The organism is Nonomuraea sp. KM88 (assembly GCF_052245635.1).
GTDB lineage: Bacteria > Actinomycetota > Actinomycetes > Streptosporangiales > Streptosporangiaceae > Nonomuraea.
The window spans coordinates 223583-247416 of record NZ_JBQQCC010000015.1 but is presented as its reverse complement, the minus strand read 5'-3'; the positions used below and the strand labels follow the sequence as shown (position 1 = coordinate 247416).

Here is a 23834-nt window from a genome sequence, read left to right as displayed (position 1 = left end):
GTTGACGTAACGTGAATTCAAAATAGGGATGGTGAGACGTTACGTCAAGAACTGAGGAGGCTTTTGCCATGGCAACGCAACGTGACGTCGCACGGGCGGCTGGGGTGTCACTCGCCGTGGTGTCGGCAGTGGTCAACGGCACGAGCCACACCCGGATGAAGGAATCCACCCGCACCCGGGTGCTCCAGGCGATGCAGCAATTGGGCTACCAGCCGAACCAAACGGCGCGCTCGCTGCGGCTCAACCAGACCGACATGATCGCGATGATCCTCAACAAGCTCGACAATCCGGTCTACGGACCGCTGCGGTACGGGGTCTACGAGGCGGCGGCGGAGCACGGCGCGACGGTCCTGCTGGGCGATGCCGAGACGATGCGCTCCGGCAGCCAGTTCCTGACCCGGCTGCTCAGCCAGGGCACGGTCGATGGCATCCTGATCCGCGGCGAAGGGCTGCTGGACGACGACGTGATGGCCGAGCTCAGCTCCCACCCCAAGCCGATCCTCATCCTGGAACATGCACTGGACCATCCCTGGATCGACATAGACGATCGCCGCGCAGGCGAGATCGCTACCCGATTCCTGGTCAACCTCCACCACCGCCACATCGTCTTCGTCGGGGGCTCCGGATACATCTCCCAGCAGCGCTACCTGGGCTACCAGCAGGCGATGGACGCAGCCGGGCTGACACCGGCCCCACACCTGGCCACCGGGTTTGGTGAGCAGGCCGGCGCCGACGGGCTCCGGCAGGCCATGCAGGCGCCGACCGCGCCGACCGCCATCGTCGTCAACAACATCATGAGCGCGGTCGGGGTCCTGGCCGCCGCACGCGACCTCGGCATCACCATCCCCGACCAGCTGTCGGTGGTCGGCATCCACGACGTCGACCTGATGCAGCACCTGCGCCCGGCCGTCACCGCAGTCCGGATGCCCATGTACCAACTCGGCCGGGCCGGCGTCGAGGCGCTTTACGACCTGATCGCGGGGCGGCCAAGCGCAGGCGGTGTCATCACCGACCCCGAACCCGAACTGGTGATCCGTGACTCAGCGACTGCTCTGACCCGGATCCGCGATTAGCGTTCGCATGATCGCCCGCGGCTGGGGTGCCCAGCAGATTCCGGACAGTCGGCTACATAAGCTGACGGAAGTCTGGAATGGGCCACACCTGCAGTGAGTCTGCGGGATGAACGTGTTCGCGGGCTCACGGCCGGCCTTGATGCGGATCTCGCGCCGGCGGGTGGCGACGTAGTCGCGCACCAACCCGTAGGACACGATCCGGGCAGCGTCGTGCTCTTCCAGGAGCCGGTCGAAGATCCTCTTCGCCGTGTGCCGCTGCTTCCTCGGGGCATCCAGGTCATCGCGTAGCCAGCCGTCGATCACGTCTCGGTAGGCGTCGAGCCGGGATCCACGCTTCGGTGGTGACTTGGGTTTCTTGGGCCACGCAGACTCTAAGGCCGCGGCGACGGTGCGGTAGCCGACGCCGTGCGGCCCGCGTTGAAGAGCGCGCTTCGACAAACCCGCCTTCGCGTCGCGTCGGATCTCGGCGTACAGGTCGACGCGTGACGTGCGTGCATCGCGAGCCACGATGCTCAGAACCGACTCGGTGGCTGAGCGGTCATTCCGGGCGCGTCCCGCCCGGATGAGAGGGCTCACTAGGAACCCGGACGTGAGAACGCAAGTGCTCGATGATGGCCAGACCCCAAGATTCCGTGACGGGGCGCTCCAAGCATCGGGCCATCGCGTTGGGGATTCTCGTCGCTGACTGCGACAGATCAGTTCGTCCCTTGGCGGACATCCGTCCCGTGTTCGGCGAATGCCTTGAAGTCCTGCATGTGCTGTCGCGACTGCTTGCGGAAGGAGCCAGGCATCAGAAGCCCCACCAGCCGCATCAGCAACCCGTCGAACCGAAACTCGCTCTCGCTCTCCCATAGCGTCGTGTCCGGACCGGCTTCGAACAGCCGGTCGCGCTGGGCCTGCCACATGCCCTCGGCGGCAATCTCGCGTTCGTAGTGCACGACGACCGAGCCGGGCACTGCATGCAGGTCCGCGGGCTCCAGGCGCGTGATGGTCTCGGTGGCCTCCATCCGCTGCTTGCCCATCTGGAACACAACGCGCGAGGTGGTGCCGACCTGGCCGTGTGCCCCGTTCACCGGCTCGTGCAGCACCAGGCCCCGCAGCCACTTCGGCGTCTGCGCGGGGTCGGCGATCAGCTGGAGCACCTCGTCGCGAGGCAGCGCGATCTCGATCGAGGTGGTGTACTTCATCGCGCGTCCCCGGTGGGCAGGTAGAACGCGGTAGTGGCCTCGACCGCGGCCGCGACGTGGTCCGGTTCGCCGCCGCCGGCCAGGTGGGCCTCGCCCCAGGCGGCGGCGCTGCGCCGGCTGAACTCGTGTCCGGCGGGCGATGCCCGGAACTCCTCGTGGTCAAGAACCTCGCCGTCGCCCAGGAACCTGGCGAGGGTGAGGAGGTGCAGGTCCCAGCCGACGCCGCCGGCACCGGGGCCGTAGGTGGGAAACATGGGCTCTCCGACGGCCGCGGCGTGGACCAGCTCGAACTCGGTGTCCCCGGTCGAGCCAGGAGACAGGCGCACCTCGACCTCGCTCGTGCCTGGCCACTCGTCGGCCCCGGGCCCGAACATCCAGGACACCCGCAGCAGGCGCGGCGGCTCGCAACGGAGGATCTCACCGTGTTCGCCGCCGTCCAGCTCGAATGCCCCGCCGAGGCGCAGGTCGCCGGTGACCGGCTTCATCCAGCGGCTCAGTCGCTCAGGGCTGGTGATGGCGTCCCACACGTCGTCGAGGTGCGCGTCGTAGCGACGCCTCAGCTCCATGGTGTAGGCCTCACCGGCGGGCAGGCTCGCCGTGCCCATCTTCCGGCGGGCGGCGGCCAGTTCGTCGAGTACATCCTTCATCGTCATGCTCCGTCCGTTAGGGAATTTTTCGTGCCTACGCTTCTTCGCCGGGCCTGGGCGGCTGGCCGGGCTCGTCGTCGGCGGGCTTCCGGGTAGCACGCCTGCCCCGGGCGAGCTCAGTCTCCAGTGCGTCGAGTCGCTGGTCCCAGAACCTGCGAAACCGGTCCAACCACGCGTCAACCTCGCTCAGCGGCCCGGCCTCGACGGCGTAGAACCGGCGAGCCCCCTCAGCCCGGACCGACGCGAACCCGTTCTCACGCAGAACGCGCAGATGCTGCGAGACAGCCGGCTGAGACAGTGCGAACTCGGCCCGGATCACGTCTGTGATCGCGCCAGAGGTCTGCTCACCGTCGGCGAGCAGTTCCAGAATGCGCCGGCGCACCGGGTCGCCGAGGATGTCGAACGCGTGCACGACCCAGGATCATACCAGGAATAACTTATATAAGTCAGTGCTGGCACCTTCAGCGTCACCCCTGGTGTCGAAGCCCATCGACATCCGATTCGCACCATCGATGCCGGTGTCGAACGAGACCGACATCCGGTGTCAGCTGAGACCGACGTAATCACGCGAGAGAGCTGTCTCCGATCCGCACCCGCAGTGCTGCTGCGTCGACGCAGGACACATGAGGATCAAGCAGCGACGATTCAGCAGGTATCGCATACACCTGCTATTGAGCAGTGGCCGGTCTGGGGTGACGTGGGCCAGGGCCTGCCGACCCAGCCCTTGTCCATCAGTTCCAAGCCTTCACAGGCTTCTCAGTGAGCACAAGGCCGAACAACACACCGAAGGACGCTGCTGTACCTCAAGACGCGACGTGAGGACATCGTCGGTCATGAGAGGCGAGCCGAGCGACGCGTCGCCGGGATCATCGAGGACCACCCTGGCCGAAACCGTGCATGGGGTCGTGGGCAAGCATTGGGCGTGAACGCCCGCAAACGATCAGTTAGAGCCGTAGACGGCCGGACGCATGAAGAGAGCCCATGATCAGCGTTACCGCAGGTCAGTGGCTCTCTTGTGCTGGTCGAGTGAAGCGCGCCCTGCAGGATTCGAACCTGCGACCGTCGGATTAGAAGTCCGGTGCTCTATCCAGCTGAGCTAAGGGCGCTCCCGCCTTATTGTGCATGATCCGGCGACATGTCACGCACACGTTTTCCCCGTGTCAGTCTGTCGACCCGATCACACCCGCACATGACCAGGAACTCCGTGACCATGGCCGCCACGGTCCAGCCGGTGCTCTGTCTGGTCGTGCGGGCCACAGGGAGGATACCGGAACGGGAGGAAGCCGGCGGCACCCAACCCCGGGAGGGTACAGGCATCGAGCGGGGCGATCTTGTTGCCGGAACCGGCGAAAAGATCGGGCGGAAGCGGGGCGGAAAGTCTAAGCTTCCGTGGCATGGTCGCGACGCTCCTGCATGAGATTCCCTTGCAGGGCGGGGATGTGACTGACGGGGTGGTGCGCGTCGGTGACACCGTGCGCAGACCGGCCAGTACGTCCACGCCCTCCGTGCACGCCCTGCTCAGGCACCTTGAGGCGGCGGGGTTCGAGGGTGCGCCACGTGTGGTGGGGATGGACGGGTACGGGCGCGAGGTTCTCACGTACGTGCCGGGCACGACCGGGCTGCGGCCGGAGAGCGCGAGCGATGAGGCGCTGGCCGGACTCGCGGTGCTGGTGCGGGAGTTCCACGATGCTACGGCGGGGTTTCCGCTGGTGCTGGACGGCTGGGAGGGGGGATCGAATGATGATAAAGCGCCGGAAGTCATCGGCCATTGTGACTTGACGATGGATAACGTGATTTTTCGGGCGGGGCGGCCGTACGCGTTGATCGACTTCGATCTGGCCCGGCCGACCACGCGGCTCTTCGACATCGTCACCGCCCTCCGCCACTGGGCCCCGATCGCCGACCCCGTCGACCGCCCTCCGCTCCTCCGCGCCCTCGACGTGGGCGAGCGCCTGCGCCTGTTCTGCGACGCGTACGGCGTGCTGCCCCGTGACCGGCGCCGCCTCCTCGAGCTGGCCAGGCTCCGCTTCCACCGCTCCTACACCGTCATGCGCACCCGTGCCTCGGCCGGCGGCAACTGGGCGAGGATGTGGGCGAACGGCGCCGGCGAGCGCATCCGGCGTGCCGCCGCATGGCTGGACGTGCACGAAGATGAGCTCCATGCCCACCTGGTCTGACCCTCTCGGCCTCGCTCTCGGCGTGGCGCTCGACCGGCTCGTCGCCGACCCGCGGACTCCCGCCCATCCGGTGGCCCTTTTCGGGCGCGCCGCGGCGAGGCTGGAACGTTCGCTCTACAGGGACGCGCGGTCGCGCGGAGTCCTGCACGTCGCCGTGTGCGTCGGCGGCGCGACCGCGCTCGGCGTGCTGGCCCAGCGCGTCCCCGGCCGGCCCGCGCGCACGGTCGTGACGGCCGTCGCCACCTGGGCCGTGCTGGGAGGCACCACGCTGGCCCGCGAGGGCTCGTACATGGCCGCCGCCCTCGAACACGACGACCTCCGACGCGCCAGGGCCCGCCTCCCCCACCTGTGCGGCCGCGACCCTTCCCGGCTGGAGGCCGAGGAGCTGGCGCGCGCCACCGTCGAGTCGCTGGCCGAGAACACCTCCGACGCGGTCGTGGCCCCGCTGTTCTGGGGTGCGGTGGCGGGTGTGCCGGGCCTGCTGGCGTACCGCGCCGTCAACACGCTGGACGCCATGGTCGGCCACCGCTCGCCGCGTTACGAGCGGTTCGGCTGGGCCGCGGCGAGGCTCGACGACGTGGCTAACTACGTGCCCGCGCGGCTGACCGGCCTGCTCGCCGTCCTGACCGGGCCGGACCCGCGCGGCGCGCTGGCCGCGCTCATGAGGGACGGCCACCGGCACCCCAGCCCGAACGCCGGCCGCTGCGAGGCCGCGTTCGCCGGCGCGCTGGGCGTCACGCTGGGCGGCACGAACGTCTACCAGGGCAGGGTCGAACACCGTCCGACGATGGGTGACGGGCCCGAGCCCGACGTCAAGGACATCCGCCGGGCCGTCCGCCTGACCCGCGCCGTCACCCTGGCCGCCGCGGGCACCGCGGTGCTGGCCGCCTGGGCCCTCCGCCGCCACCGCCGCTGATCGGGCGGGCCAGGAAATTCGGTGATTGCTCCACTTCGTGCAATTGCGCGATGATCACCGACAGCGTTTTCTCACATGACGCGATTCAGGTTGAGCACCAGCCAGACGACGAATATCGCGAGCAGGGTGATGCCGATCAACGACTTCGCGGCGTTGTTCGCGACGGCTTTTCTGGCGCTGACCTGCCTGGCGCTCTGCTTCCACACCTGGCGCATGATGACCATGGTCTGGAAGCGGCGGCCGAGGGCGAACACGGCGAGGGCGACGAGGATGAAGAGAATGACACGGCCGTCTGCAGGTTCCACGGAGCTCCCCCTGTGGCCTTGATGGTTCTTTACACCCCCCGAAACATTCGAGACCACAGAATACTCGGATGGCCGTGAATAGGAATAAGTTCATGGCCGCAGATCCACCACGATCGGCGCGTGGTCGGACGGCCCCTTCCCCTTGCGGGCCTCGCGATCGACGTATGCTGACCGCACCCGCCCGGCGACGTCCTCGCTCGCGTAGACCAGGTCGATGCGCATGCCCTTGTTCTGGTGGAACATCCCGGCCCGGTAGTCCCAGTACGTGAAGGGGTGCGGCCCCTTCATGGGCGTCGGCACGACGTCGTGCAGTCCCAGGGCGCGCAGGCCGGCCAGCGCCTGGCGTTCTGCCGGGGTGACGTGGGTGGATCCGACGAAGAGCGCGGGATCCCACACGTCGGCGTCGGACGGCGCCACGTTGTAGTCGCCGCACGCCACCACGGGCCCGGCGGCCAGTTCGGCTTCGAGCGCGTCGCGCAGCGCCGAGAACCAGTCCAGCTTGTACGCGTAGTGCGGCGAGTCGACCGTGCGCCCGTTCGGCGCGTACAGGGACCACACCCGCATGCCGCCGCAGGTGGCCCCGATGGCCCTGGCCTCGGGGCGGGCGGCGCCGACCCCGTCGAGCTCCGCGAATCCGGGCTCGCCGGGGAAGCTCAGGGTCACCTCGTCGAGCCCGGCCGCGGACAGCAGCGCGACGCCGTTCCACCGCCCGTCGCCGTGGGCCGCGGCGGCGTAGCCGAGCGCGCCCACCTCCGCCGCGGGGAACGCGTCCGCGGGGCATTTGGTCTCTTGCAGGCAGACGATGTCGGGTTTTACCTCGGCCAGCCAGGCGAGCAGGCGTGGCAGTCGTGCCTTGACCGAGTTCACGTTCCAGGTAGCCAGGCGCATGCTTCCAGCCTGCCACCGGCGGGGGCGGCAGGCAGCGAGCGCCCCCGCGGGCCGGTCAGCGCATCTGGCTGGTCCAGAGGGGCTTGTTGGCGGCCGAGTAGATGATGACGCGGCCGTCGTTGCTGACCGACAGCCAGGCGCCCGGGTTTCCGGCGGTCTTGGTGGTCCACAGGGCCTTGTTGTTCTTGTCGACGACGACCCAGTTGCCTTCCTTCTGCATGATCGAGCGCGCGCCCGGGTGCCCCGCCGTCGGCGTGGTGAACAGGCTGCGCCGCCCGTCGTACAGGACCGCGTTGCCCTCCTTCTGCTGGATCAGCTTGTAGCGGCCGTTGTGCGACTGGATGAACTGCCCGGGGCGCAGCACCTGGCCGGAGGGCAGCTTGCTGATGTAGGCCATGGAGGACCACAGCGGCTTGTTGTCCCTGGAGTAGATCACCAGGTTGCCGCTCTGCTCGGGCAGCTTGAGGTAGGCCCCGGGGTTGCCGGCGGTCTGCGTGGACCACAGCGGCTTGTTGTCGAGGCCGTAGATGACGAGGTTGCCCTCTTTCTGCATGGTCGTCCGGGCGCCCGGCTTGCCCGCGGTGGGCGAGCTCCACAGCGCCTTGGTGCCGTCGTAGAACACCAGGTTCCCCTGCGCCTGCTGGATGAGCTTGAACCGGCCGGAGGTCAGCGACTGTCCGGGCAGCAGCCAGTCGCCGGGACCGAGGCGGTCCTTCGCGACGACGGCGGCGTTGCTCGGCTGCGCCATGGCGACGGTGGCCATCGGCCCCGCGATGAGCGAGCCCGCCATGACGGCGATCGCGGCCTTCTTCGTGATCACTATGTTTCTCTTCCTGTTGGGCGAGATCGTGAGAGGTAGACCCTGACAGAAGGAGTTGGCGTTCTGTTGGCACCGCTGTGTTTAGCCGCCTTTTAGCGCGTCCCGGCAGGCTGTCCGGATGGATCGCTTGGAGTTTCGCCTGCTCGGGTCCATTGACGCCTGTGTTGGGGGGCGCCGCCTGGACACCGGGCCGCGTAAGCGTCGTTACGTCCTGGCCGCGCTGGTGCTGGACCTGAACCGTCCGGTGCCGGTGGAGCGGCTGATCGACGCCGTGTGGGAGGGTGATCCCCCGGACAGTGCGCGGATGACCGTGCAGGGGCACGTGTACCGGTTGCGCAGGACGCTGGTCGGCGCCCGGGTGGAGACCGACTCGTCAGGGTACGTGCTGCTGGCCGACCCCGAGTCGGTGGACGCGCTGCGTTTTCGCCGGCTGGTCGCCGAGGCGGCGCGGCGCGACGACGGGTCCGGCGCCGATCTGCTGGACGAGGCGCTGGCCCTGTGGCGGGGTCCTGCGCTGGGCGGGCCGGGAGGCGGCAGATCGCTGGAGGTGGCGGCGGTCGAGCTGGAGGAGGCGCGGCTGGCCGCCATCGAGCAGCTGGCGCGCATGAGGCTCCGGCTGGGGGAACCGGAGCGGCTGGTCGCGCCGCTGCGCGCGAGCGTGACGGCCAACCCGCACCGGGAGCGGCTGGTGTCGTTGCTCATGACGGCCTTCTACCAGGTGGGCCGGCAGGCGGAGGCGCTGGAGCTGTACGAGCGCACGCGCCGCCTGCTGGCCGATCAGCTCGGCGTGGACCCGGGCCGGGAGCTCCGCAGCACCTTCGAGTCGCTGCTGTCCGCCCGGACCTGAGCGGGCTCAGAGTTCGTCGAGCACGGCCCGCGCGGCGGCCTCGTCGAGCCGGTGTCCCCATTCCCCGTGCACCTCGGCGGCCCGCCTGGCGTGTTCGCGGGCCGCGTCGGGCCGCCCGTCGAGCAGGTCGGCCCGGGCGAGCAGGGTGAGCGCCAGCCCTTCGAGCCGCCGCAGGCCGTGCCGGGTGGCCGCGTCGAGCGCCTGCTCGGCCGCTTCGGCGGCCTCGGCGTGCCGGCCGCCGCGCAGGCAGACCTCGGCCAGCCAGACGCGCGCGCGGGCGTCGAGATAGGGATAGGTGCGGTAGCGGTAGGAGGCGATCACCTCCTTGAGCATGGAGATGCGCACGCCGATCTCGATGGAGTCGTCCACCAGGGCGAGCGTGCTGCGCGCCTCGTCGTACTCGCTGCGCAGCCCGCTGGCCCTGGCCGTCTGCACGGCTCGCCGCGCCAAATCGGCCGCCCTCGCGTCCTCGCCCTTCAGGTGGTACGCCATGGCCGCGCTCGACAACGTCCCCGGCAGCTGGCCCCCATGGGCGGACTTCAGGCCCTCTTCGAACGCCTCCGCGGCCGCGTCGAGGTCGCCCATCGCCAGCCGGATGTCGCCGACGATGGAGCACGCCCTGGCCCGCCAGGCGGGCGGCTCGCCGAGCGACTCCCGCATGCGGTTGGCGCGTAGCTGCTGTTCCAGGGCCTCGCGGGCGCGCCCCGACCACAGCAGCACGATGGCGTGGTTCTCCAGCGTGGCGGCGAGCTTCGTGGAGGGCTCCAACGCCTCCCACAGCCGGACGATTCGCTCGTGCCTGGCCGCGCCCTCGTGGAAGTCGCCGAGGCTGGAGGTGGCCACGACGAAGTTGGTCAGCGCCAGGAGCGTCCCCGTGCCCCAGCCGATCCGTTCGTAGAGCTCGGCGGCCAGCTCGTAGTGGCGCAGGGCCGCGCGCGGTTCGTTCAGGACGAAGCGGGTGTTGGCCTGCGTGTGGTGCATGCTGGCCTGCCCGGCGAGGTCGCCGTCGCGTTCGGCGGCGGCCAGGCCCTTGCGCGCCAGGGCCGCGATCACGTCGGGCTGGTACGTGCCGTACATGAAGGCCCGCAGGGTCTCGATCAGCCGCCAGAGCATGCGTCCGGAGGCGTGGTCCATCACCGCCAGCAGGTTGTGCTGCTCGGCGTCCAGCCAGGCGGTGGCCGCGCCGGCGTCGGCGAACTCCTCCGCGTCGTACGGCGGGTCCTCAGGCGTGAGTGGCAGCAGCTCGATGGAGGGCGCGAGGAGCGGCGCGGCCGCCCGAGCGGTGTGCAGGTAGTAGGCGTGCAGCTTGGCGGGGTCGTCGTCACCCGCCGTGCAGTGCTCGCGGGCGTAGAGGGCGACCAGGTCGTGCAGCCGGTAACGGCCTGGCGTGTGCTCCTCCACGAGATGGGCGGAGGCCAGCCTGGTCAGCAGGCGGGTGGCCGTGGCCGGGTCCGTGCCGGCCAGGCGGGCGGCGGAGTGGGCGGTGAAGTCGCAGCCGGGGACCAGCCCGAAGCGCCTGAACAACATGCGCGCGTCGTCGGGGAGCCCGGCGTACGAGCTGGCGAAAGCCGTGGCGACCGTGGCCTGCGCGTCTCCTTCGACGGCGAGCGTGCTCCAGCGGTCGGCGTGCAGCTCCTTGATGTATTCGCGCAGGTCGGCCCGGCCGATGAGGTTGGCGCCCGCGATGGCGAGGGCGAGCGGCAGGTGCCCGCAGAGCTCGGCCAGCTCGGCGACGGCCTCGGGGTCGGTGTGGACGACGTCCTTGCCCACCAGGTCGGCGAGCAGGTCGCTGGCCTCGGTGGGGGTGAGCGTGGCCAGGCGTACGCTCTGCGCCCCCTGCAGGATGAGGCCGCGCAGCGTGTCACGGCTGGTGACGATCACCCCGCAGGAGCCGCCGGGCAGCAGCGGGCGCACCTGCTCGGCGTCGGCGGCGTTGTCGAGCAGGAGCAGCACCCGTCTGGTGGCCAGCGTCGAGCGGTAGAGGTCGAGCTGCTCGGCGATGCTGTTCGGCGCCGGCACGCCGAGGGCGCCGAGCAGGCGGGTCAGCACCCGCTCGGGCGGCAGCGGCTCGCCCTGCCCGTAGCCGTTGAGGTCGACGTGGAGCTGGCCGTCGGGGAACTCGGCGGCGACCCGGTGGCCGACGTGCGCGGCCAGCGCCGACTTGCCGATGCCCGCCGCGCCGGTGACCACGGCGACGCGGCCCTCGCGCAGCAGCTCGCGTACGCGCTCGGTCTCGGCCTGCCTGCCGACGAAGCCGGCGACGTCGCGGGGGAGCTGGCGCGGCACCACCGGCCGGTGGCCCACGACGATGCGCTGGTGCAGGTCGCGCAGCCGGGGCCCGGGATCCACGCCCAGCTCCCCTGCGAGCAGCCGCTGCACCCCGTGGAACAGCTCCAGGGCCTCCGCTGTCCGCCCGTCGTGCCACAGCGCCGTCATGGCCAGCGCGTGCGGCGTCTCCCTGAGCGGCTCTTCGTCCCTGAGCTCCTGCAGCAGCGCGGGCACCTCGCGGTGGCGGCCCAGCTCGATGAGGGCGGCGGCGTACTCCTCGACGAGGTCCCACCGCTCGCCGGTCAGCGGGCCGCGTACGCGCTGGTCGACCCAGGTGGTGCCGACTCCCTGCAGGGGCTGTCCGCGCCACAGGGAGAGCGCCCGCTCCCAGGCCGCGGCGGCCTGCTCCGGCCGGGTCGCCGCCCGCCCCTCGGCGGCCAGGCGGCGGAAGCGGCGCACGTCGATCTCGTCGTCGGGCACGGCGAGCGAGTAGCCGGCCGTGGTGCTGGCGATGCGCCCGCCCAGCGTCTTGCGCAGCTGGGAGACCTTGAGCTGGACGATGGTCTTGGCGGTCTTGGGCGGGTCTTCCTCCCACAGCGCCTCGATCAGCCGGTCGACCGGTACGTAGGCGCCGTGGCAGGCCGCGAGGAGCCCGAGCACGCACTGCTGCTGGGCGCCCACGATCGGGATCTCAGCACCGTTGTCGTGCACTTCGACCGGGCCGAGCACGCGGATGTCCATCGTGTCCGAGCCTAATGCGTCAAAGCTTCGTCATCTTCGCATCCGCGCCGAGAACACGCCCGGGGACGGGAACGCGGGCGGCCGTCAGCGGGCAGGGCCGTCGCAGACGCCTGCGACCTTTGCCCGTTTTTTACGATTCAGCGCCGCGCGCGCTCGACGCCCACGGTGATCTCGTTGCCGAGCCGAAATCCCATGAGCAGCCCCAGGTCGTCGCCGCTCCAGAACCTGCCGGGGTCGTACCAGTTGGGCCGGCGACCGGCGGGCAGCAGCCCCATCGCCTCGTAGGTGACCGCCACGACCTCGGCGCAGTAGGCGCTCTCCAGCGTCTGCTCCCGGCGGCGGCGCGGGATCCGGCCCCTGGCCCAGCGGGCGGCCAGCCGGGTGGTGGAGGGGAACGGGGTGCCGTCGAGGCGGGCGACCGTGCGCAGGGCGGCGTCCTCCATCTCGCGCGTCGCCTCGGGGTCGAGCTGGCGCAGCCAGGGCCGCTGGTCGTACCGGTCGGCCCAGACCGTCACGGCGTCGCGCAGGTCGTGCAGCTGCACTCCGCGCTGGTGCGTGCCCGCCCACAGGTCGGGCAGCGACCGGCCCAGCTCGGCGTGCCACATCATGGGCGGCAGGTCCTCGATCACGATCGCCATGCCCACGTGGTTGACCGGGCTGTTGGTCACCGTCTGGATGGCGCGGTCGGGCACCGAGCGCCCGCGGAAGATCCACAGGTCACCGGTGCGCGTCACCTTGACGGCCTCGTCGAGAGTCAGCACACCGTTAGCCTAGGCACATGCGGTGGTGGAAGATGCTCGGTCTGGCCGGAATCATGGGAGTGGCCGCCACGGGGGTGGTGATCGCGCGGGCGGAGCGGCGCCGCCGCGCCTACACGCCCGAGGAGATCAGGGCCCGCCTGCGCGAGCGGGTCGACGCCACCCGCGGTGACACCTCTGAGGAGATCACGCCGACGGCCTGAGGCCGTGCACGAAGACCACGTCCGGATAGGCCGGGTTGTCCTCATATCCCTCGACACCGCCCAGATAGGCGCGTTGCGAGTAGACCACCCACGGCACCGCCGCGGCCACCCGCTGGTCGAGCACCCTGACCGTGGCCTGCTCGTAGGCCCGCTGCGCCGCCGCCTTGTCGGTCATGGCCAGCTCGGGCACCGGATAGAGCAGCGTGTCCAGGGCGTCGTCCCGGAGGTAGGACAGGTTGAACTCCGGCCTGTCCGAGCTGTGGAAGACGTTGCCGAAGTAGGAGTAGCCGTCGGCGTAGTCGGGCCACCAGTACATGATGAAGATGTCCTGGCCGCGTTTCCTGCCCAGCTCCCACTGCGCGTTCCAGTGCATGGGCAGGGCGTCGAGGGTGACGTTGAGCGGGCGCAGCGCCGCCCGCAACTTCGAGACGAGCACCTGCTGGTCGTACTGACCCCGCCCGTACGTCACGCGCAGGCGCAGCGGTTCGCCGCCGGGTCCGTAGCCCGCCTTCTCCAGCAGCCGGGCTGCGCCCTCCAGGTCCTGCCGGGGCTCCCTGCCCGGCACGTGGCCCAGCAGCCCCTCCGGCACGACGCCGCTCGCCGGGCCAGCGGCGCCACGGAGCGCCCGCACCACGCCCTGGTAGTCGACGGCCTTCTGGATGGCGCGGCGCACCCGGATGTCCTTCATCGGGCCGCGCGCGGTGTTGAACAACATCATCGCCGTGGTGAACGAGCGCGCCTCCGACGTGCGGATGCCCGGCGTGGCCGAGGTCCTGGCGAACAGCCGGGGCGAGAGCCGGCCGACGAAGGTCGCCTCGCCGTCCGTCAACATCTTGTACGCCCTGGCGGGGTCGGGCACGGCACGGAACTTGATGGTGTTGTAGTGCGGCCTGCGCCAGCCACCCCAGTAGCCGTCGTACGCGGTGAGCGTGAGCTCCTCCTCCGCGCCCTTCTGCCACCGGGCCACCGTGTACGGTCCGGAGCCCGCGTCCTTCCCCTGCGCGAACCACTTCGTCAGGTCGGGGGCCGCCTTCGTGTCGTAGATGTAGGCGGCGTACCCGGCGGAGGCCACCAGGTCGAGCGGGACGGCGTAGCGCAGCGTGAAGGTCACCGTCTGGGGGTCGTCGACCCTGATGGAGGAGACGGCGTTCCAGATGTAGGAGGCTCCGGTCCTGGACTTGATGGTGCGCTCGATCGAGGCCTTGACGGCCGCCGCGTCCACCGGTCTGCCCGTGTGGAAGGTCACGCCTGAGCGGATGGTGAACGTCCAGGTGCGGCCGTCGGCCGAGGCGCGCCAGGACGTGGCCAGGCGAGGGGTGGCGATCTTGGTGACCGGGTTCCAGAGGGTGAGGGTCTCGTAGATGTTCTGGAAGGCGATGATCTCGTTGGAGTGGGAGCGGCTCGGATCCCACTCGGTGATCACGTCGGTGTTGTAGACGTGCACGAAAGGCGCCGTCCCTTCCGGCGCCTGGCGCACCTCCGTGGGCGCCGCGCACGCCGCGAGGAGCACCAGCGCCGCGGCCGCAACGAGACGACTGCGCACGCGTCCTCCTCCGCCACCGATCTACCCGGGGAAACCTACTGCATGATCATGAAAACATGTCCAAAACTCCCGAAAAATTGGGCAATCTGGTGATCGAATTGCTATCCTCGGGGCTTGTCCCGTCCGGGGTTGCCAGCAGGGGACCGACCGGAGTGAGGTGCCATGGGTCGTAGCCGAACGATCCGCATGAAGATCATCGGACTCCTACTGGTGCCTCTGACCTCCATGGTGGTGTTGTGGGGCGTCATCACCGCCGTCACCGCCACCGAGAGCTTGGAGCTACGCGAGTACAAGACACTCTGGACGAACCTCCGCCATCCAGCGTACAAACTGATCAACGAGATCCAGCGCGAGCGTCTCGTCTCGGCCAAGCACCTGCGCCACATGGCGGCCCAGACCGCGGTGGAGGCGCAGCGTAGCCGTACCGACGCCGCTGAAGACACCTTCACGCGGCTCTCGGGCAACTCCAAGGACAGATCGGAAGAGATCCGCACGCAGGTGAACGCGGTGTACACGCAACTGAACAGGCTCGACGTGATCAGAAGAGAGATCGACACGAGCCTGAGCGACCGCCTGCACGCAGTTGAGTCCTACGACGCGATCGCCGACGCGCTGTTCGGCCTGCACCGCCGCGTCGCGCTCATCGACGACATCCCGATCTACGAGCAGTCGCGCGTGGTCATCGACATGAGTTACGCGAAGGAGCTGCTCACCCGGGAGCAGGCCATCGCGCTCGGGCCGACCACGGCCGTGGAGCGCAGGACCTTCACGCAGATCGTCGGCAACCGGCGTTTCCTCGTCGACCAGGCGCTCGGAGAGCTCGACCCGCCGCTGCGCGACCCCCAGGTCGCCATGATCACCTCCGCCTCCTATCAGCGGATGCGGATGATGGAGGACCAGATCATCTCCGGCCGCTCGCCGCGTGACTGGCTGAGCGTCACGGAGGAGCTGGCCAAGTCGTTCCAGGCGGTCCAGATGCGGGCCAGCGCCAACCTGAACGAGCGCGCCGACCCGGTGGCCGACCGGGTGCTCGGCCGGGCGCACTTGCTGGCGGGGACCGCTCTGGTGCTGGTGGTCGTGTCGATCGTGTTCTCGTTGCGGATGGGCAACCGGCTGTCGCGGGAGCTCGGCGCGCTCCGGCTGGCCGCCCTGGAGGTGGCGCAGGAGCGCCTGCCGCACGTGGTCGACAAGCTGCGCAGGGGCGAGCGGATCGAGCTTCCCGAGGTGTCGGTGGCGAGCACCACCGTCGAGATCGACGACGTCGGGCAGGCCTTCTCCACGGTGCAGCAGACCGCTGTCGAGGCCGCCATCGGGCAGGCGCGGCTCAGCGAGGGCGTCGGCCACGTCTTCCGCAACCTGGCCAGGCGCAGCCAGACGTTGCTGCACCGCCAGCGCATCCAGCTGGAGGACATGCAGCACCGTGCGACCGATCCGGACGCCCTCGAGGACCTGTTCAAGCTCGACCACCTCACCACGCGCATGCGCCGCCACGCCGAAGGCCTGATCATCCTGTCGGGCGCCACGCCGGGCCGCGGCTGGAGCCGCCCGGTGCCGCTGCTCGACGTCGCCCGCGGGGCGGCCGCCGAGGTGGAGGACTACCCGCGGGTCACCGTCGAGCCGATGTCCGGCCAGCGACTGGCGGGCCCCGTCGTCGGCGACGTGATCCACCTCGTCGCGGAGCTGATCGAGAACGCCACCGTCTACTCCCCCACCCACACCCAGGTCATCGTGCGGGGCGAGGAGGCGGCCAGGGGGTTCGTCTTCGAGGTCGAGGACCGCGGGCTCGGAATGAGCGCGGAGGTGCTGGACGAACTCAACGAGCGGCTGGCCAGCCCGCCGGAGTTCGACCTGGCCGACACCGACAGGCTCGGCCTTTTCGTCGTCTCCCGCCTGGCCGCCAGGCATGACATCCGCGTGACACTACGCGGTTCACCATATGGAGGGACCACCGCGATCGTGTTGATCCCGGCTGAGCACGTGGCCGATCCGGACCTGGATCCCCACGTCAAGGAACCCGCTCGACCCATGCGGGTGGTGCGCAGTGAGTGACAAGCCAGAAGAGCGCTGGCTGGACGAGGACGCCGGTCCGATCGTCCCGGCCTATCTGCTGACGAGGGGCCGTACGGTGCCCGCGAGCGAGGCCATCGACCTCATCGCGGTGATCATCACGTCCGGCGGCCTGACGACGCCGCGCGGCCTCGACCCCGAACATCTGATCATCCTGCAGAAGTGCACCCAGCCGACCCGGCTCGTGGACGTGGCGGCCGAGCTCAACCTGCCCATCGGCGTGATCAGGGTGCTGGTCGGCGACCTGCACGCGCGCCAGCTCGTGCAGGTCGAACACCCGCCTCCGGCCCCCGACGCGAAGGTGCTGCTCGAGGTGATCAGCGGGCTGAAGGCGCTGTGACCGCCCGGCGGTTGAGCCATCCGTACGTGGCCGCGAACAGCGCGGCCACCGCTCCGGCCGCCGCGGCCACGCCGAAGACCCACTGGTAGCCGCGCACGCCGGGACTGGCGGCCAGGATCGCGGCGATCGCGGCGCCCGCGGTGCTTCCGCCCACGATGCGCACGAGCGCGTTCACGCCCGCGGCGACGGCCGTCATGCCGGGTTCGACGTGCTCGACGGCCATGGTGCCGAGCGCCGCGTACCCGATGCCGAAGCCGATGCCCATCAGCGAGGCCGCCATGTACAGGTCGGCGGGGCCGTCGTGCCTGGCCACCAGCCACAACGCCGCCAGCCCTGTCACCGCCGAGCCCGCGGCCACCATGGACGAGGCGTGGAAGTGGCGCATCAACCGGCCCGCGAACAGGGAGAGCACCAGCATGAACAGCGTGCTGGGCAGCAGGTAGAGCCCGACTTGCAGGGTGGAGGCTGCCAGGCCGTAGCCGGAGCCGGCGGGCGCCTGGGCGAAACCGGAGATGCCGGTCAGGAGGGTGAAGAACGCGAGGCCGAGCAGCATCGAGGCCACCGTCGCGCCGACCGTGCCCCGGTGGACCAGCATCGCCATCTGCACCAGCGGCTCGGGCACCCGGCGCTCGACCACGACCCACACGGCGGCCAGCACCGCGGCGGCCGCGAACAGCCCGAGCACGCCGGGCGAGGTCCAGCCCCACGAGCCGCCCTCGCTGATGGCCAGCAGCAGCGCGACCAGCCACGCGGCCAGCAGCCCCGCGCCGAGCAGGTCGGGACGGCCTCTGCCGGCCGGCGCGCGGTCGCGTACGAGGAAGGCCACGAAGACGGAGGCCACCAGGGAGATGGCGGCCGTGATCCAGAAGACCAGGTGCCAGTCTCCGGAAGCGAGCCCGGCCAGGATCATCCCGCCGCCGGAGCCGAAGCCCATCGTCGCGCTGAGCACGCCGATGCCGGTCGCGAGCTGGCGTCCGGGCAACGTGTCGCGTACCACGCCGATCGACAGCGGCACCAGCGCGGCCACGAACCCCTGCAACACCCGCGCCACCATCAACCAGGTCAGAGAGGTGGCCAGCGCCGCCATCACCGAGCCGGCCACCAGCAGCGCCAGGGCGCCGAGGATCATGCGGCGCCTGCCGTACATGTCGCCGAAGCGCGACAACAGCGGCGTGGAGACCGCGGCGACCAGCAGGCTCACCGTCAGCGTCCAGCTCACGGAGGTGAGCGAGGCGTCCAGCTCACGTTGCAGCACGGGAAGCAACGGCACGACCGCGGTGTTCTGCAAGGCGGCGATCGACGCGGCGAAGGCCAGTGACACCACGGCCGGCCAGGGGTTGCGCGCCGAGGTGTCCCGGCGCGCGGTTGCGACGGCTGTCGCCATGTTCCGCTCCTTTTAGATACTTTGGGTAATTAGTCGAGGAACGATGATACATACCTAAGTTAGGTAAGCAAACCGATGGACGACGATCTCATCAAGACGGTCTCGGCCTACCGCCGGCTCGCGGCCACGCTCCACCGTGCCAAGACGCACGAGCGCCTGACCGAGGCCGCGGGCGTCCGGCTCGACCGGCCCGACGTGCAGATCCTCGTCCACCTGCTGGACGCGGGCGAGCCGTGCAGGATCGGCGCGATCGCCGCAGGACTGCAGGTGGAGAGCCCGCACGTGACCCGGCACGTCGCCGCGCTGGAGGGGCGCAAGCTGGTCGAGCGGGTGCGCGACCCCGACGACGGCCGCGCCTGGCGCATCGCGCTCACCGAGGACGGCGCCGAGGCCGCGAGCAGGTGCCGCCGGGTGACGGCCGGGTGGTTCGAGGGCGCCACGGCCGGCTGGCCCCCTGAGGAACGCGCGGAGCTGGCCAGGCTGATGGACAAACTCGCCGAAGACTTCACCGCGCACCTCAAGGCGCGCTATCCGGCTAGGTGACCAGCACGTCCTCCGCCCGGTGGCAGGCCACCTGACGGCCCCGCACGTCCCTGAGCGCGGGCGGCCGCTCGCACTCCGGCACGGCCAGCGGGCAGCGGAGCCGGAACGGGCAGCCCGTCCGCGCCGGCACGGCCTCCGTCGCGCCCCTCGCCCGCGGCGGCGGGCCGCCGAGCTCGGGCACGGCGTCGCGCAGGGCGCGGGTGTAGGGGTGGGCCGGGTTCGCCAGGAGGTCGCGCGTGGCTCCCGACTCGACGACCCGGCCCGCGAACAACACGTGCGTGGTGCGGCAGAGCCGCCGCACCACGGCGAGGTTGTGCGTGATCAGCAGGCGCTCGGTGTCCAGCGAGGCGATCAGGTCGAGGATCCTGGCCTGGACGGTGACGTCGAGCGCGCTGGTGGGCTCGTCCAGGATGAGCAGGCGGGGGCCGACCGCCAGGGCCCTGGCGATCACCACCCGCTGGCGCTGGCCGCCCGAGAGCTCGTGCGGCCTGCGGCCGGCCAGCGCGGGGTCGAGCCCGACCTGTTCGAGCAGTTCCGGCACCCTGGCCCGGGCGGCGCGGGGTCCTCGCGCCGGCAGGGCCTCGGCGACGGAGGCGCCGATGCGCATCCTGGGGTCGAGGGCCTCGGCCTGGAAGACGGGCTGGACGTCCTTCCGGAACGCCCGCATGTCCGCTTTTTTGAGGATTTGGTCGCCGTACCAGATGTTTCCGGCCATGGGGGTGAGGAGGCCCAGGAACGCGCGCGCCAGGGTCGTCTTGCCCGAGCCGCTCTCCCCGATCAGCCCGACGCCGCCCGCGGTGACGTCCAGGCTCACGTCGTGCACGACGGCCCGCCCGGCGTACCCGAGGGTCACCCGCTCGGCCCTGAGCATGGTCACGGCAGCGCCTCCAGCAGCTCGCGCGTGTAGGGATGCGACGGCTCGGCCAGCACCCTCGCGGCTGGACCCGACTCCACCACCTCCCCGTCCTTCATGACCAGCACCCGGTCGGCGATCGTCGAGACCAGGGCCAGATCATGGGAGACGAGCAGGAGTGCCAGCCCTCGTTCCACCCTGAGCCGGTGGAGCACCCCGACCACCTCGGCCTGCACGGTCACGTCGAGGGCGCTGGTCGGCTCGTCGGCGAGGATCACCTCGGCGCCCAGGGCGATGGCCAGCGCGATGGCGAAGCGCTGGGCCTGGCCGCCGGAGATCTCGTGCGGGTAACGCCGCAGGATCGTGCGGTCGAGCATGACCGCCGCCACGGACTCCGCCATGATCTCGTCCAGGCTCCCGCCCCGGCCTGCGCCTTTCCCGACGCCGTGGAGCCTGAGCACGCGGCGCATCAGCACGCCGAGACGGGTGGCGGGGCTGAGCGCCGACTGGGGTGACTGCATCACGAGCGCCGCCCTGGCCCCGCGGATCTCGCGCAGCCGGCGCGGCGAGGCGGCGAGCACGTCGACCCCGCAGACCCTGACGTGTCCCGAGACCTCGGCGCCCTCGGTGAGACCCAGGAGCGAGAGCAGCGTCGTGGACTTGCCCGAGCCGCTCTCCCCCACGATCGCGACGCACTCGCCCGCGCCCACGTCCAGCTCGGGGACGTCGGCCGCCAACCGCCCGGCGTAGCGCACCTGGAGGTCACGCACCTCGATCACGTGACCGTCCTCGCCCTGGGGTCGAGCGCGTTGCGCAGCCCTTCCCCCAGCATGTTGAACGCGAACGCCGTCACCAGGATCGCCAGCCCGGGGAACGTGCCGATCCACCAGTTCGTGGTGAACAGCGTCTGCCCCTGCTGCACCATCAGCCCCCACTCCGCCGTCGGCTCCTGCGCGCCGAGCCCCAGGTACGACAGCGCCGCCGCGGTGAGGATCACGCCGCCCGCGTCCAGCGAGATCTGGACCAGGACGGGGGTGAGCGAGTTCGGCAGCACGTGCCGCAAAACGATCAGCGGCGCGGGCACGCCGAGGCACCGGGCGGCGTCCACGTACGGGCTGGCGGCGATCGTGGCGGCCACGGACGCGGCCAGCCGGGTGTACCACGGCCACCAGGTCACCGCGATGGCCAGGATGACCGTGTTCACGCTCGGCGGCAGCACGACCGCCAGCGCCAGCGAGAGGAGCAGGGCGGGGAAGGCCAGGAACACGTCCGTGACCCGCATGATCACGTCCCTGACCCAGCCGCCCGCGTACCCGGCCACCACGCCCAGCGTCACACCGCCGAGCGCCGAGACCGCCAGGACGGACACCGCGATGGCCAGCGAGGTGCGGCCGCCGTACAGGATCCTCGTGAGCACGTCGCGGCCGAGCTGGTCGGTGCCGAACCAGTGCGCGCCGCCCGGCGGCAGCGACCCCTCCAGCGGGCGCGGCTCGTCCGGGTACGGGGCGAGCCACGGCGCCATGATCGCGGCCAGCACGATGAGCACGATGAGCACCGCCCCGAAGGCGGCGAACCGGTCGGGCACCCGTGGCAGGGAGCGCCGCAGCGGCACCTCGGCGCGCGGGCTCCTCATCGGGTCCTGGCCCGGGGGTCGAGGAAGCCCTGGAGCACGTCCACGACCAGGTTGGCCAGAACGTAGACCAGGGCGACCAGGAGGGTGACGCCGGCGATGGCCGGCGTGTCGCGCGAGCGGATCGACTCGGCGGCGTAGCGGCCCAGGCCCGGCCAGTTGAAGATCGCCTCGACGAGGAAGCCGTTGACGAGGGAGTAGGCGAAGACCAGGGCGATCAGCGACAACACGGGGCTCAGCGCCGGCCTGAGGGCGAACTTGGTCAGGATGGACGTCTCGCCGAACCCGAGCGCGCGTTCCAGCCTGGCGTGGTCCTGGCCGGACTCCTCGATGAGGGTCGCCCTGGTCATCTGGGCGATGACGCCCGCGGGGTAGGCGGCCACGACCAGGGCGGGCAGCGCCAGGTGGTGGAGGGTGCTGGTGAGGATGGGCCAGTTGCCGGTGATGAGGGCGTCGACGACGGTGATGTTCGTCCACAGGGTGAGAGGGCTCGTGGTGTCCAGCGAGGAGTCGTACTCGCCGGCCACGGGGAACCAGTCGAGCTTGCCGGCGAAGATCAGCTGCAGGGCCAGGGCCAGCCAGAAGACGGGGACGGAGACGGCCAGCATGCTGCCGAACCGCACCCCCAAGTCCGGAAATTTCATTTTATAGCGGGCGGCCAGCACCCCGACCGGGATCCCCGCCGCCACCGCGATCAGCAGAGCCGCCCCGACCAGTTCGAGCGAGGCGGGAAAGGCGAGATAGAGATCCTCGCGCACGGGTTGCCGGGTGCGCAGGCTGACCCCCCAGTCGCCGGTGAACAGGTCGCGCACGTAGGCGAAGAGCTGCGCCGGCAGCGGATCGTCCAGCCCGAACCGCTCGCGCGCCGCGGCGAGCTCCTCCGGCGAGGCCTTCGGCCCGGCGAACGCCACCGCCGGATCCCCCGGCACCAGCCGCATGACGGCGAACGTGAGCACGACCACGCCGGCGACGACCAGGAGGGCCTGGCCGAGCCGGCGGGCCAGATAGCGCAGCATGGGCGTCAGCGTGCGCGTTTGAGGTCGTAGAAGAAGACGACGTTGGGATAGGCGGGGTTGTCCACGTACCCCTTGACATCAGCGGTCAGCGCGCGCTGGTAGGTCTGCACGTACGGCACCGCCACCGCCGCCTGCTCCCCGATGATCTTCTTCTGCAGCTCCTCGAACGCGTCCTCCGCCTTGAGCGCGTCGGTCGCCATGAGCTCGGGCAGCTTCTCGACGGCCGCGTCGATCTCGCGGTCCTTCAGGTACGACAGGTTGAACCGCGGCTCGTCCTCGCTCTTGAACACGTTGAGGAACCACGAATAGGCGTCCGGATAGTCCGGATACCAGTACATGACGAAGATGTCCTGCCCCTGCTTCTTCCCCAGGTCCCACTGGGCGCTCCACGTCATGGGCCTGGCCTGCAGCGTGATGTTGAGCTTCTTCAGCGCCGAGCTCAGGAGCGTGACCAGCATCTTCTGGTCCTCGTCGCCCTGCGCGTAGGTGAGGGAGAGCCTGAGCTCGGCGAGGTCGGGGCCGTATCCGGCCTCGGCGAGCAGTTCCTGTGCCCTGGCCGGGTCGTGCTCGGGCTCCATGCCGTTCACGTGGCCGAGCAGCCCTTCCGGCACCAGGCCGCCGGCCTTCAGCCCCGCCCCCTTCAGCGCCGCCGCCAGGCCGTCGTAGTCGATCGCGAGCTGGAGCGCCTTCCGTACCCTGACGTCCTTCGTCGGGCCCGCGGCCGTGTTGAACAGCACCAGCAGGTTCTGGAACGACGGCGACCGCGCCGTCTGCACGTTGTCGGTCATGCCGGCCTGCTCGAACAGCTGCGGGTTCAGCCGCTGGACGAAGTTGACCTCGCCCTTCTGCAGCAGCTGCCACGCGGTGGTGGTCTCCGGGGTGACCCGGAAGGCGACCTTCTTGTACTGCTCGGGCGTCCAGCCGCCCCAGTAGTCCTCGAACGCCTTCAGCGTGAGCTCGGTCTCCTTGCCCTTCTGCCAGGAGTCGATCGTGTACGGGCCCGTGCCGGCGGTCGTCTTGCCGTCGGCGTCCACCGCGCCCACGTCGTAGATGTAGGCGGCGTAGCCCGAGGAGGCGATCAGGTCGAGCGGCGCGGCGCGCCTGAGCGTGAACTTCAGCGTGGTCGCGTCCACGGCCTCGATCGTGTCGACCGAGTTCCAGATGTAGGCGGCGCCGCCCTTCTTCTCGATCGTCCGCTCGATCGCCTTCTTGGCCGCCTCGGCGTCGAGCGTGGCGCCCGAGTGGAACTTCACGCCCTGGCGCAGCTTGAACGTCCACTCCTTGCCGCCGTCGGCCGAGCTCCACTCGGTGGCCAGGCGCGGCTCGGCCTCGCGGGACTGGAAGTTGTAACGGGTCAGGCCCTCGTAGATGTTCGACAGGGCGACGATCTCGTTGGAGTAGGAGGTGGCCGGGTCCCAGTCGGTGACCACGTCCAGGTTCGGCACGTAAACGAAGGTGCTGTCGTTGGCCTTCGCGGTCTGCGTGGCGGCCGGGCCGGAGCTCTTCGCCGTCTCCGGCGTGCCTCCGGCGCCGCGTACCTGGCCGCCCGCGCACGCGGCTGCGGTCAGGGCCAGGGCGCCGGTGAGCCCGGCTACGAGCAAGCGCTTGTGCCAGCGCATGGTGGGGGG

Annotated in this window: 24 protein-coding genes and 1 tRNA gene; 8 read left to right on the top strand and 17 right to left on the bottom strand. The window is 70.4% G+C overall.

Going from position 1 to position 23834, the window contains the following annotated elements; translation table 11 throughout:
* Positions 1–68 precede the first annotated feature (68 nt).
* Positions 69–1073 (top strand): LacI family DNA-binding transcriptional regulator, encoded by a 1005-nt coding sequence (locus tag ACTWPV_RS36495; RefSeq protein WP_443155263.1) that lies wholly within the window; start codon positions 69–71, stop codon positions 1071–1073.
* Here ACTWPV_RS36495 and ACTWPV_RS36490 read toward each other — a convergent pair.
* From ACTWPV_RS36490 to ACTWPV_RS36470, 5 genes are all read right to left on the bottom strand, one after another.
* On the bottom strand, positions 1041–1580 hold the full coding sequence (locus ACTWPV_RS36490; RefSeq protein WP_443155262.1) for a hypothetical protein: 540 nt from the start codon (positions 1578–1580) through the stop codon (positions 1041–1043). The genes ACTWPV_RS36495 and ACTWPV_RS36490 overlap by 33 nt on opposite strands.
* 188 nt (positions 1581–1768) lie before the next feature.
* Positions 1769–2260 (bottom strand): SRPBCC family protein, encoded by a 492-nt coding sequence (locus ACTWPV_RS36485; RefSeq protein ID WP_443155261.1) that lies wholly within the window; start codon positions 2258–2260, stop codon positions 1769–1771.
* The gene (locus ACTWPV_RS36480; RefSeq protein WP_443155260.1) at positions 2257–2907 is read right to left on the bottom strand and encodes an SRPBCC domain-containing protein; all 651 of its coding nucleotides are present in this window, start codon (positions 2905–2907) and stop codon (positions 2257–2259) included. Before ACTWPV_RS36480 ends, ACTWPV_RS36485 begins: the two co-directional genes overlap by 4 nt.
* A gap of 34 nt (positions 2908–2941) precedes the next feature.
* Positions 2942–3319, bottom strand: coding sequence for an ArsR/SmtB family transcription factor (locus tag ACTWPV_RS36475; protein WP_347650810.1), 378 nt, complete (start codon positions 3317–3319; stop codon positions 2942–2944).
* A gap of 620 nt (positions 3320–3939) precedes the next feature.
* A tRNA-Arg gene (locus tag ACTWPV_RS36470) sits at positions 3940–4013 on the bottom strand.
* A gap of 333 nt (positions 4014–4346) precedes the next feature.
* Between ACTWPV_RS36470 and ACTWPV_RS36465 the strand changes: the two genes are divergently transcribed.
* Both ACTWPV_RS36465 and ACTWPV_RS36460 read left to right on the top strand, forming a co-directional pair.
* Entirely contained in the window at positions 4347–5084 is a 738-nt protein-coding gene (locus ACTWPV_RS36465; protein WP_443155259.1) for a phosphotransferase, read from the top strand.
* Positions 5068–6000, top strand: coding sequence for a cobalamin biosynthesis protein (locus ACTWPV_RS36460; protein ID WP_443155258.1), 933 nt, complete (start codon positions 5068–5070; stop codon positions 5998–6000). The genes ACTWPV_RS36465 and ACTWPV_RS36460 overlap by 17 nt, the downstream gene beginning before the upstream one ends.
* 71 nt (positions 6001–6071) lie before the next feature.
* On the opposite strand, the gene ACTWPV_RS36455 is transcribed toward ACTWPV_RS36460, so the two are convergent.
* The 3 genes from ACTWPV_RS36455 to ACTWPV_RS36445 all read right to left on the bottom strand — a co-directional run bounded on the left by ACTWPV_RS36455 (position 6072) and on the right by ACTWPV_RS36445 (position 8013).
* Positions 6072–6305: a hypothetical protein gene (locus ACTWPV_RS36455; protein WP_347647246.1), complete on the bottom strand. Its 234-nt coding sequence runs from the start codon at positions 6303–6305 to the stop codon at positions 6072–6074.
* A 90-nt stretch (positions 6306–6395) separates the two neighbouring features.
* A complete protein-coding gene (locus ACTWPV_RS36450) occupies positions 6396–7193 on the bottom strand; it encodes an exodeoxyribonuclease III (protein ID WP_443155257.1) in 798 nt (265 codons plus the stop codon).
* 55 nt (positions 7194–7248) lie between these two features.
* Entirely contained in the window at positions 7249–8013 is a 765-nt protein-coding gene (locus tag ACTWPV_RS36445; RefSeq protein WP_443155256.1) for a hypothetical protein, read from the bottom strand.
* 118 nt (positions 8014–8131) lie between these two features.
* On the opposite strand from ACTWPV_RS36445, the gene ACTWPV_RS36440 reads away from it, so the two are divergent.
* Positions 8132–8860 carry an AfsR/SARP family transcriptional regulator gene (locus ACTWPV_RS36440; RefSeq protein WP_443155255.1) on the top strand — a complete coding sequence of 243 codons (729 nt, stop codon included), beginning with the start codon at positions 8132–8134 and terminating at the stop codon, positions 8858–8860.
* A 6-nt stretch (positions 8861–8866) separates the two neighbouring features.
* Here the strand turns inward: ACTWPV_RS36440 and ACTWPV_RS36435 are convergent, their stop codons facing one another.
* Together ACTWPV_RS36435 and ACTWPV_RS36430 are read right to left on the bottom strand one after the other, a co-directional pair.
* A complete protein-coding gene (locus ACTWPV_RS36435) occupies positions 8867–11869 on the bottom strand; it encodes a BTAD domain-containing putative transcriptional regulator (protein ID WP_443155254.1) in 3003 nt (1000 codons plus the stop codon).
* Between the two features lie 137 nt (positions 11870–12006).
* The gene (locus tag ACTWPV_RS36430; protein WP_443155304.1) at positions 12007–12627 is read right to left on the bottom strand and encodes a hypothetical protein; all 621 of its coding nucleotides are present in this window, start codon (positions 12625–12627) and stop codon (positions 12007–12009) included.
* 20 nt (positions 12628–12647) lie between these two features.
* Between ACTWPV_RS36430 and ACTWPV_RS36425 the strand changes: the two genes are divergently transcribed.
* Entirely contained in the window at positions 12648–12830 is a 183-nt protein-coding gene (locus ACTWPV_RS36425) for a hypothetical protein (protein ID WP_347647266.1), read from the top strand.
* On the opposite strand, the gene ACTWPV_RS36420 is transcribed toward ACTWPV_RS36425, so the two are convergent.
* A complete protein-coding gene (locus ACTWPV_RS36420; RefSeq protein ID WP_443155253.1) occupies positions 12814–14373 on the bottom strand; it encodes an ABC transporter substrate-binding protein in 1560 nt (519 codons plus the stop codon). The genes ACTWPV_RS36425 and ACTWPV_RS36420 overlap by 17 nt on opposite strands.
* A gap of 186 nt (positions 14374–14559) precedes the next feature.
* On the opposite strand from ACTWPV_RS36420, the gene ACTWPV_RS36415 reads away from it, so the two are divergent.
* Positions 14560–16422 carry a sensor histidine kinase gene (locus ACTWPV_RS36415; RefSeq protein WP_443155252.1) on the top strand — a complete coding sequence of 621 codons (1863 nt, stop codon included), beginning with the start codon at positions 14560–14562 and terminating at the stop codon, positions 16420–16422.
* The gene (locus ACTWPV_RS36410; RefSeq protein WP_347647238.1) at positions 16415–16780 is read left to right on the top strand and encodes a DUF742 domain-containing protein; all 366 of its coding nucleotides are present in this window, start codon (positions 16415–16417) and stop codon (positions 16778–16780) included. Before ACTWPV_RS36415 ends, ACTWPV_RS36410 begins: the two co-directional genes overlap by 8 nt.
* On the opposite strand, the gene ACTWPV_RS36405 is transcribed toward ACTWPV_RS36410, so the two are convergent.
* A complete protein-coding gene (locus ACTWPV_RS36405) occupies positions 16758–18164 on the bottom strand; it encodes an MFS transporter (protein WP_443155251.1) in 1407 nt (468 codons plus the stop codon). The two genes, ACTWPV_RS36410 and ACTWPV_RS36405, sit on opposite strands and share 23 nt — an antisense overlap.
* A 75-nt stretch (positions 18165–18239) precedes the next feature.
* On the opposite strand from ACTWPV_RS36405, the gene ACTWPV_RS36400 reads away from it, so the two are divergent.
* On the top strand, positions 18240–18707 hold the full coding sequence (locus ACTWPV_RS36400; RefSeq protein ID WP_443155250.1) for a MarR family winged helix-turn-helix transcriptional regulator: 468 nt from the start codon (positions 18240–18242) through the stop codon (positions 18705–18707).
* On the opposite strand, the gene ACTWPV_RS36395 is transcribed toward ACTWPV_RS36400, so the two are convergent.
* The 5 genes from ACTWPV_RS36395 to ACTWPV_RS36375 are packed head-to-tail and all read right to left on the bottom strand — an operon-like array spanning position 18700 to position 23825.
* Positions 18700–19578 (bottom strand): ABC transporter ATP-binding protein, encoded by an 879-nt coding sequence (locus tag ACTWPV_RS36395; RefSeq protein ID WP_443155303.1) that lies wholly within the window; start codon positions 19576–19578, stop codon positions 18700–18702. The genes ACTWPV_RS36400 and ACTWPV_RS36395 overlap by 8 nt on opposite strands.
* Positions 19579–19580: 2 nt before the next feature.
* A complete protein-coding gene (locus ACTWPV_RS36390) occupies positions 19581–20339 on the bottom strand; it encodes an ATP-binding cassette domain-containing protein (protein WP_443155249.1) in 759 nt (252 codons plus the stop codon).
* A complete protein-coding gene (locus ACTWPV_RS36385; protein WP_347647234.1) occupies positions 20336–21193 on the bottom strand; it encodes an ABC transporter permease in 858 nt (285 codons plus the stop codon). Before ACTWPV_RS36385 ends, ACTWPV_RS36390 begins: the two co-directional genes overlap by 4 nt.
* A complete protein-coding gene (locus ACTWPV_RS36380; protein WP_443155248.1) occupies positions 21190–22206 on the bottom strand; it encodes an ABC transporter permease in 1017 nt (338 codons plus the stop codon). Before ACTWPV_RS36380 ends, ACTWPV_RS36385 begins: the two co-directional genes overlap by 4 nt.
* Before the next feature lie 5 nt (positions 22207–22211).
* Positions 22212–23825, bottom strand: a complete 1614-nt coding sequence (locus tag ACTWPV_RS36375) for an ABC transporter substrate-binding protein (RefSeq protein ID WP_443155247.1) — start codon at positions 23823–23825, stop codon at positions 22212–22214.
* Positions 23826–23834 lie beyond the last annotated feature (9 nt).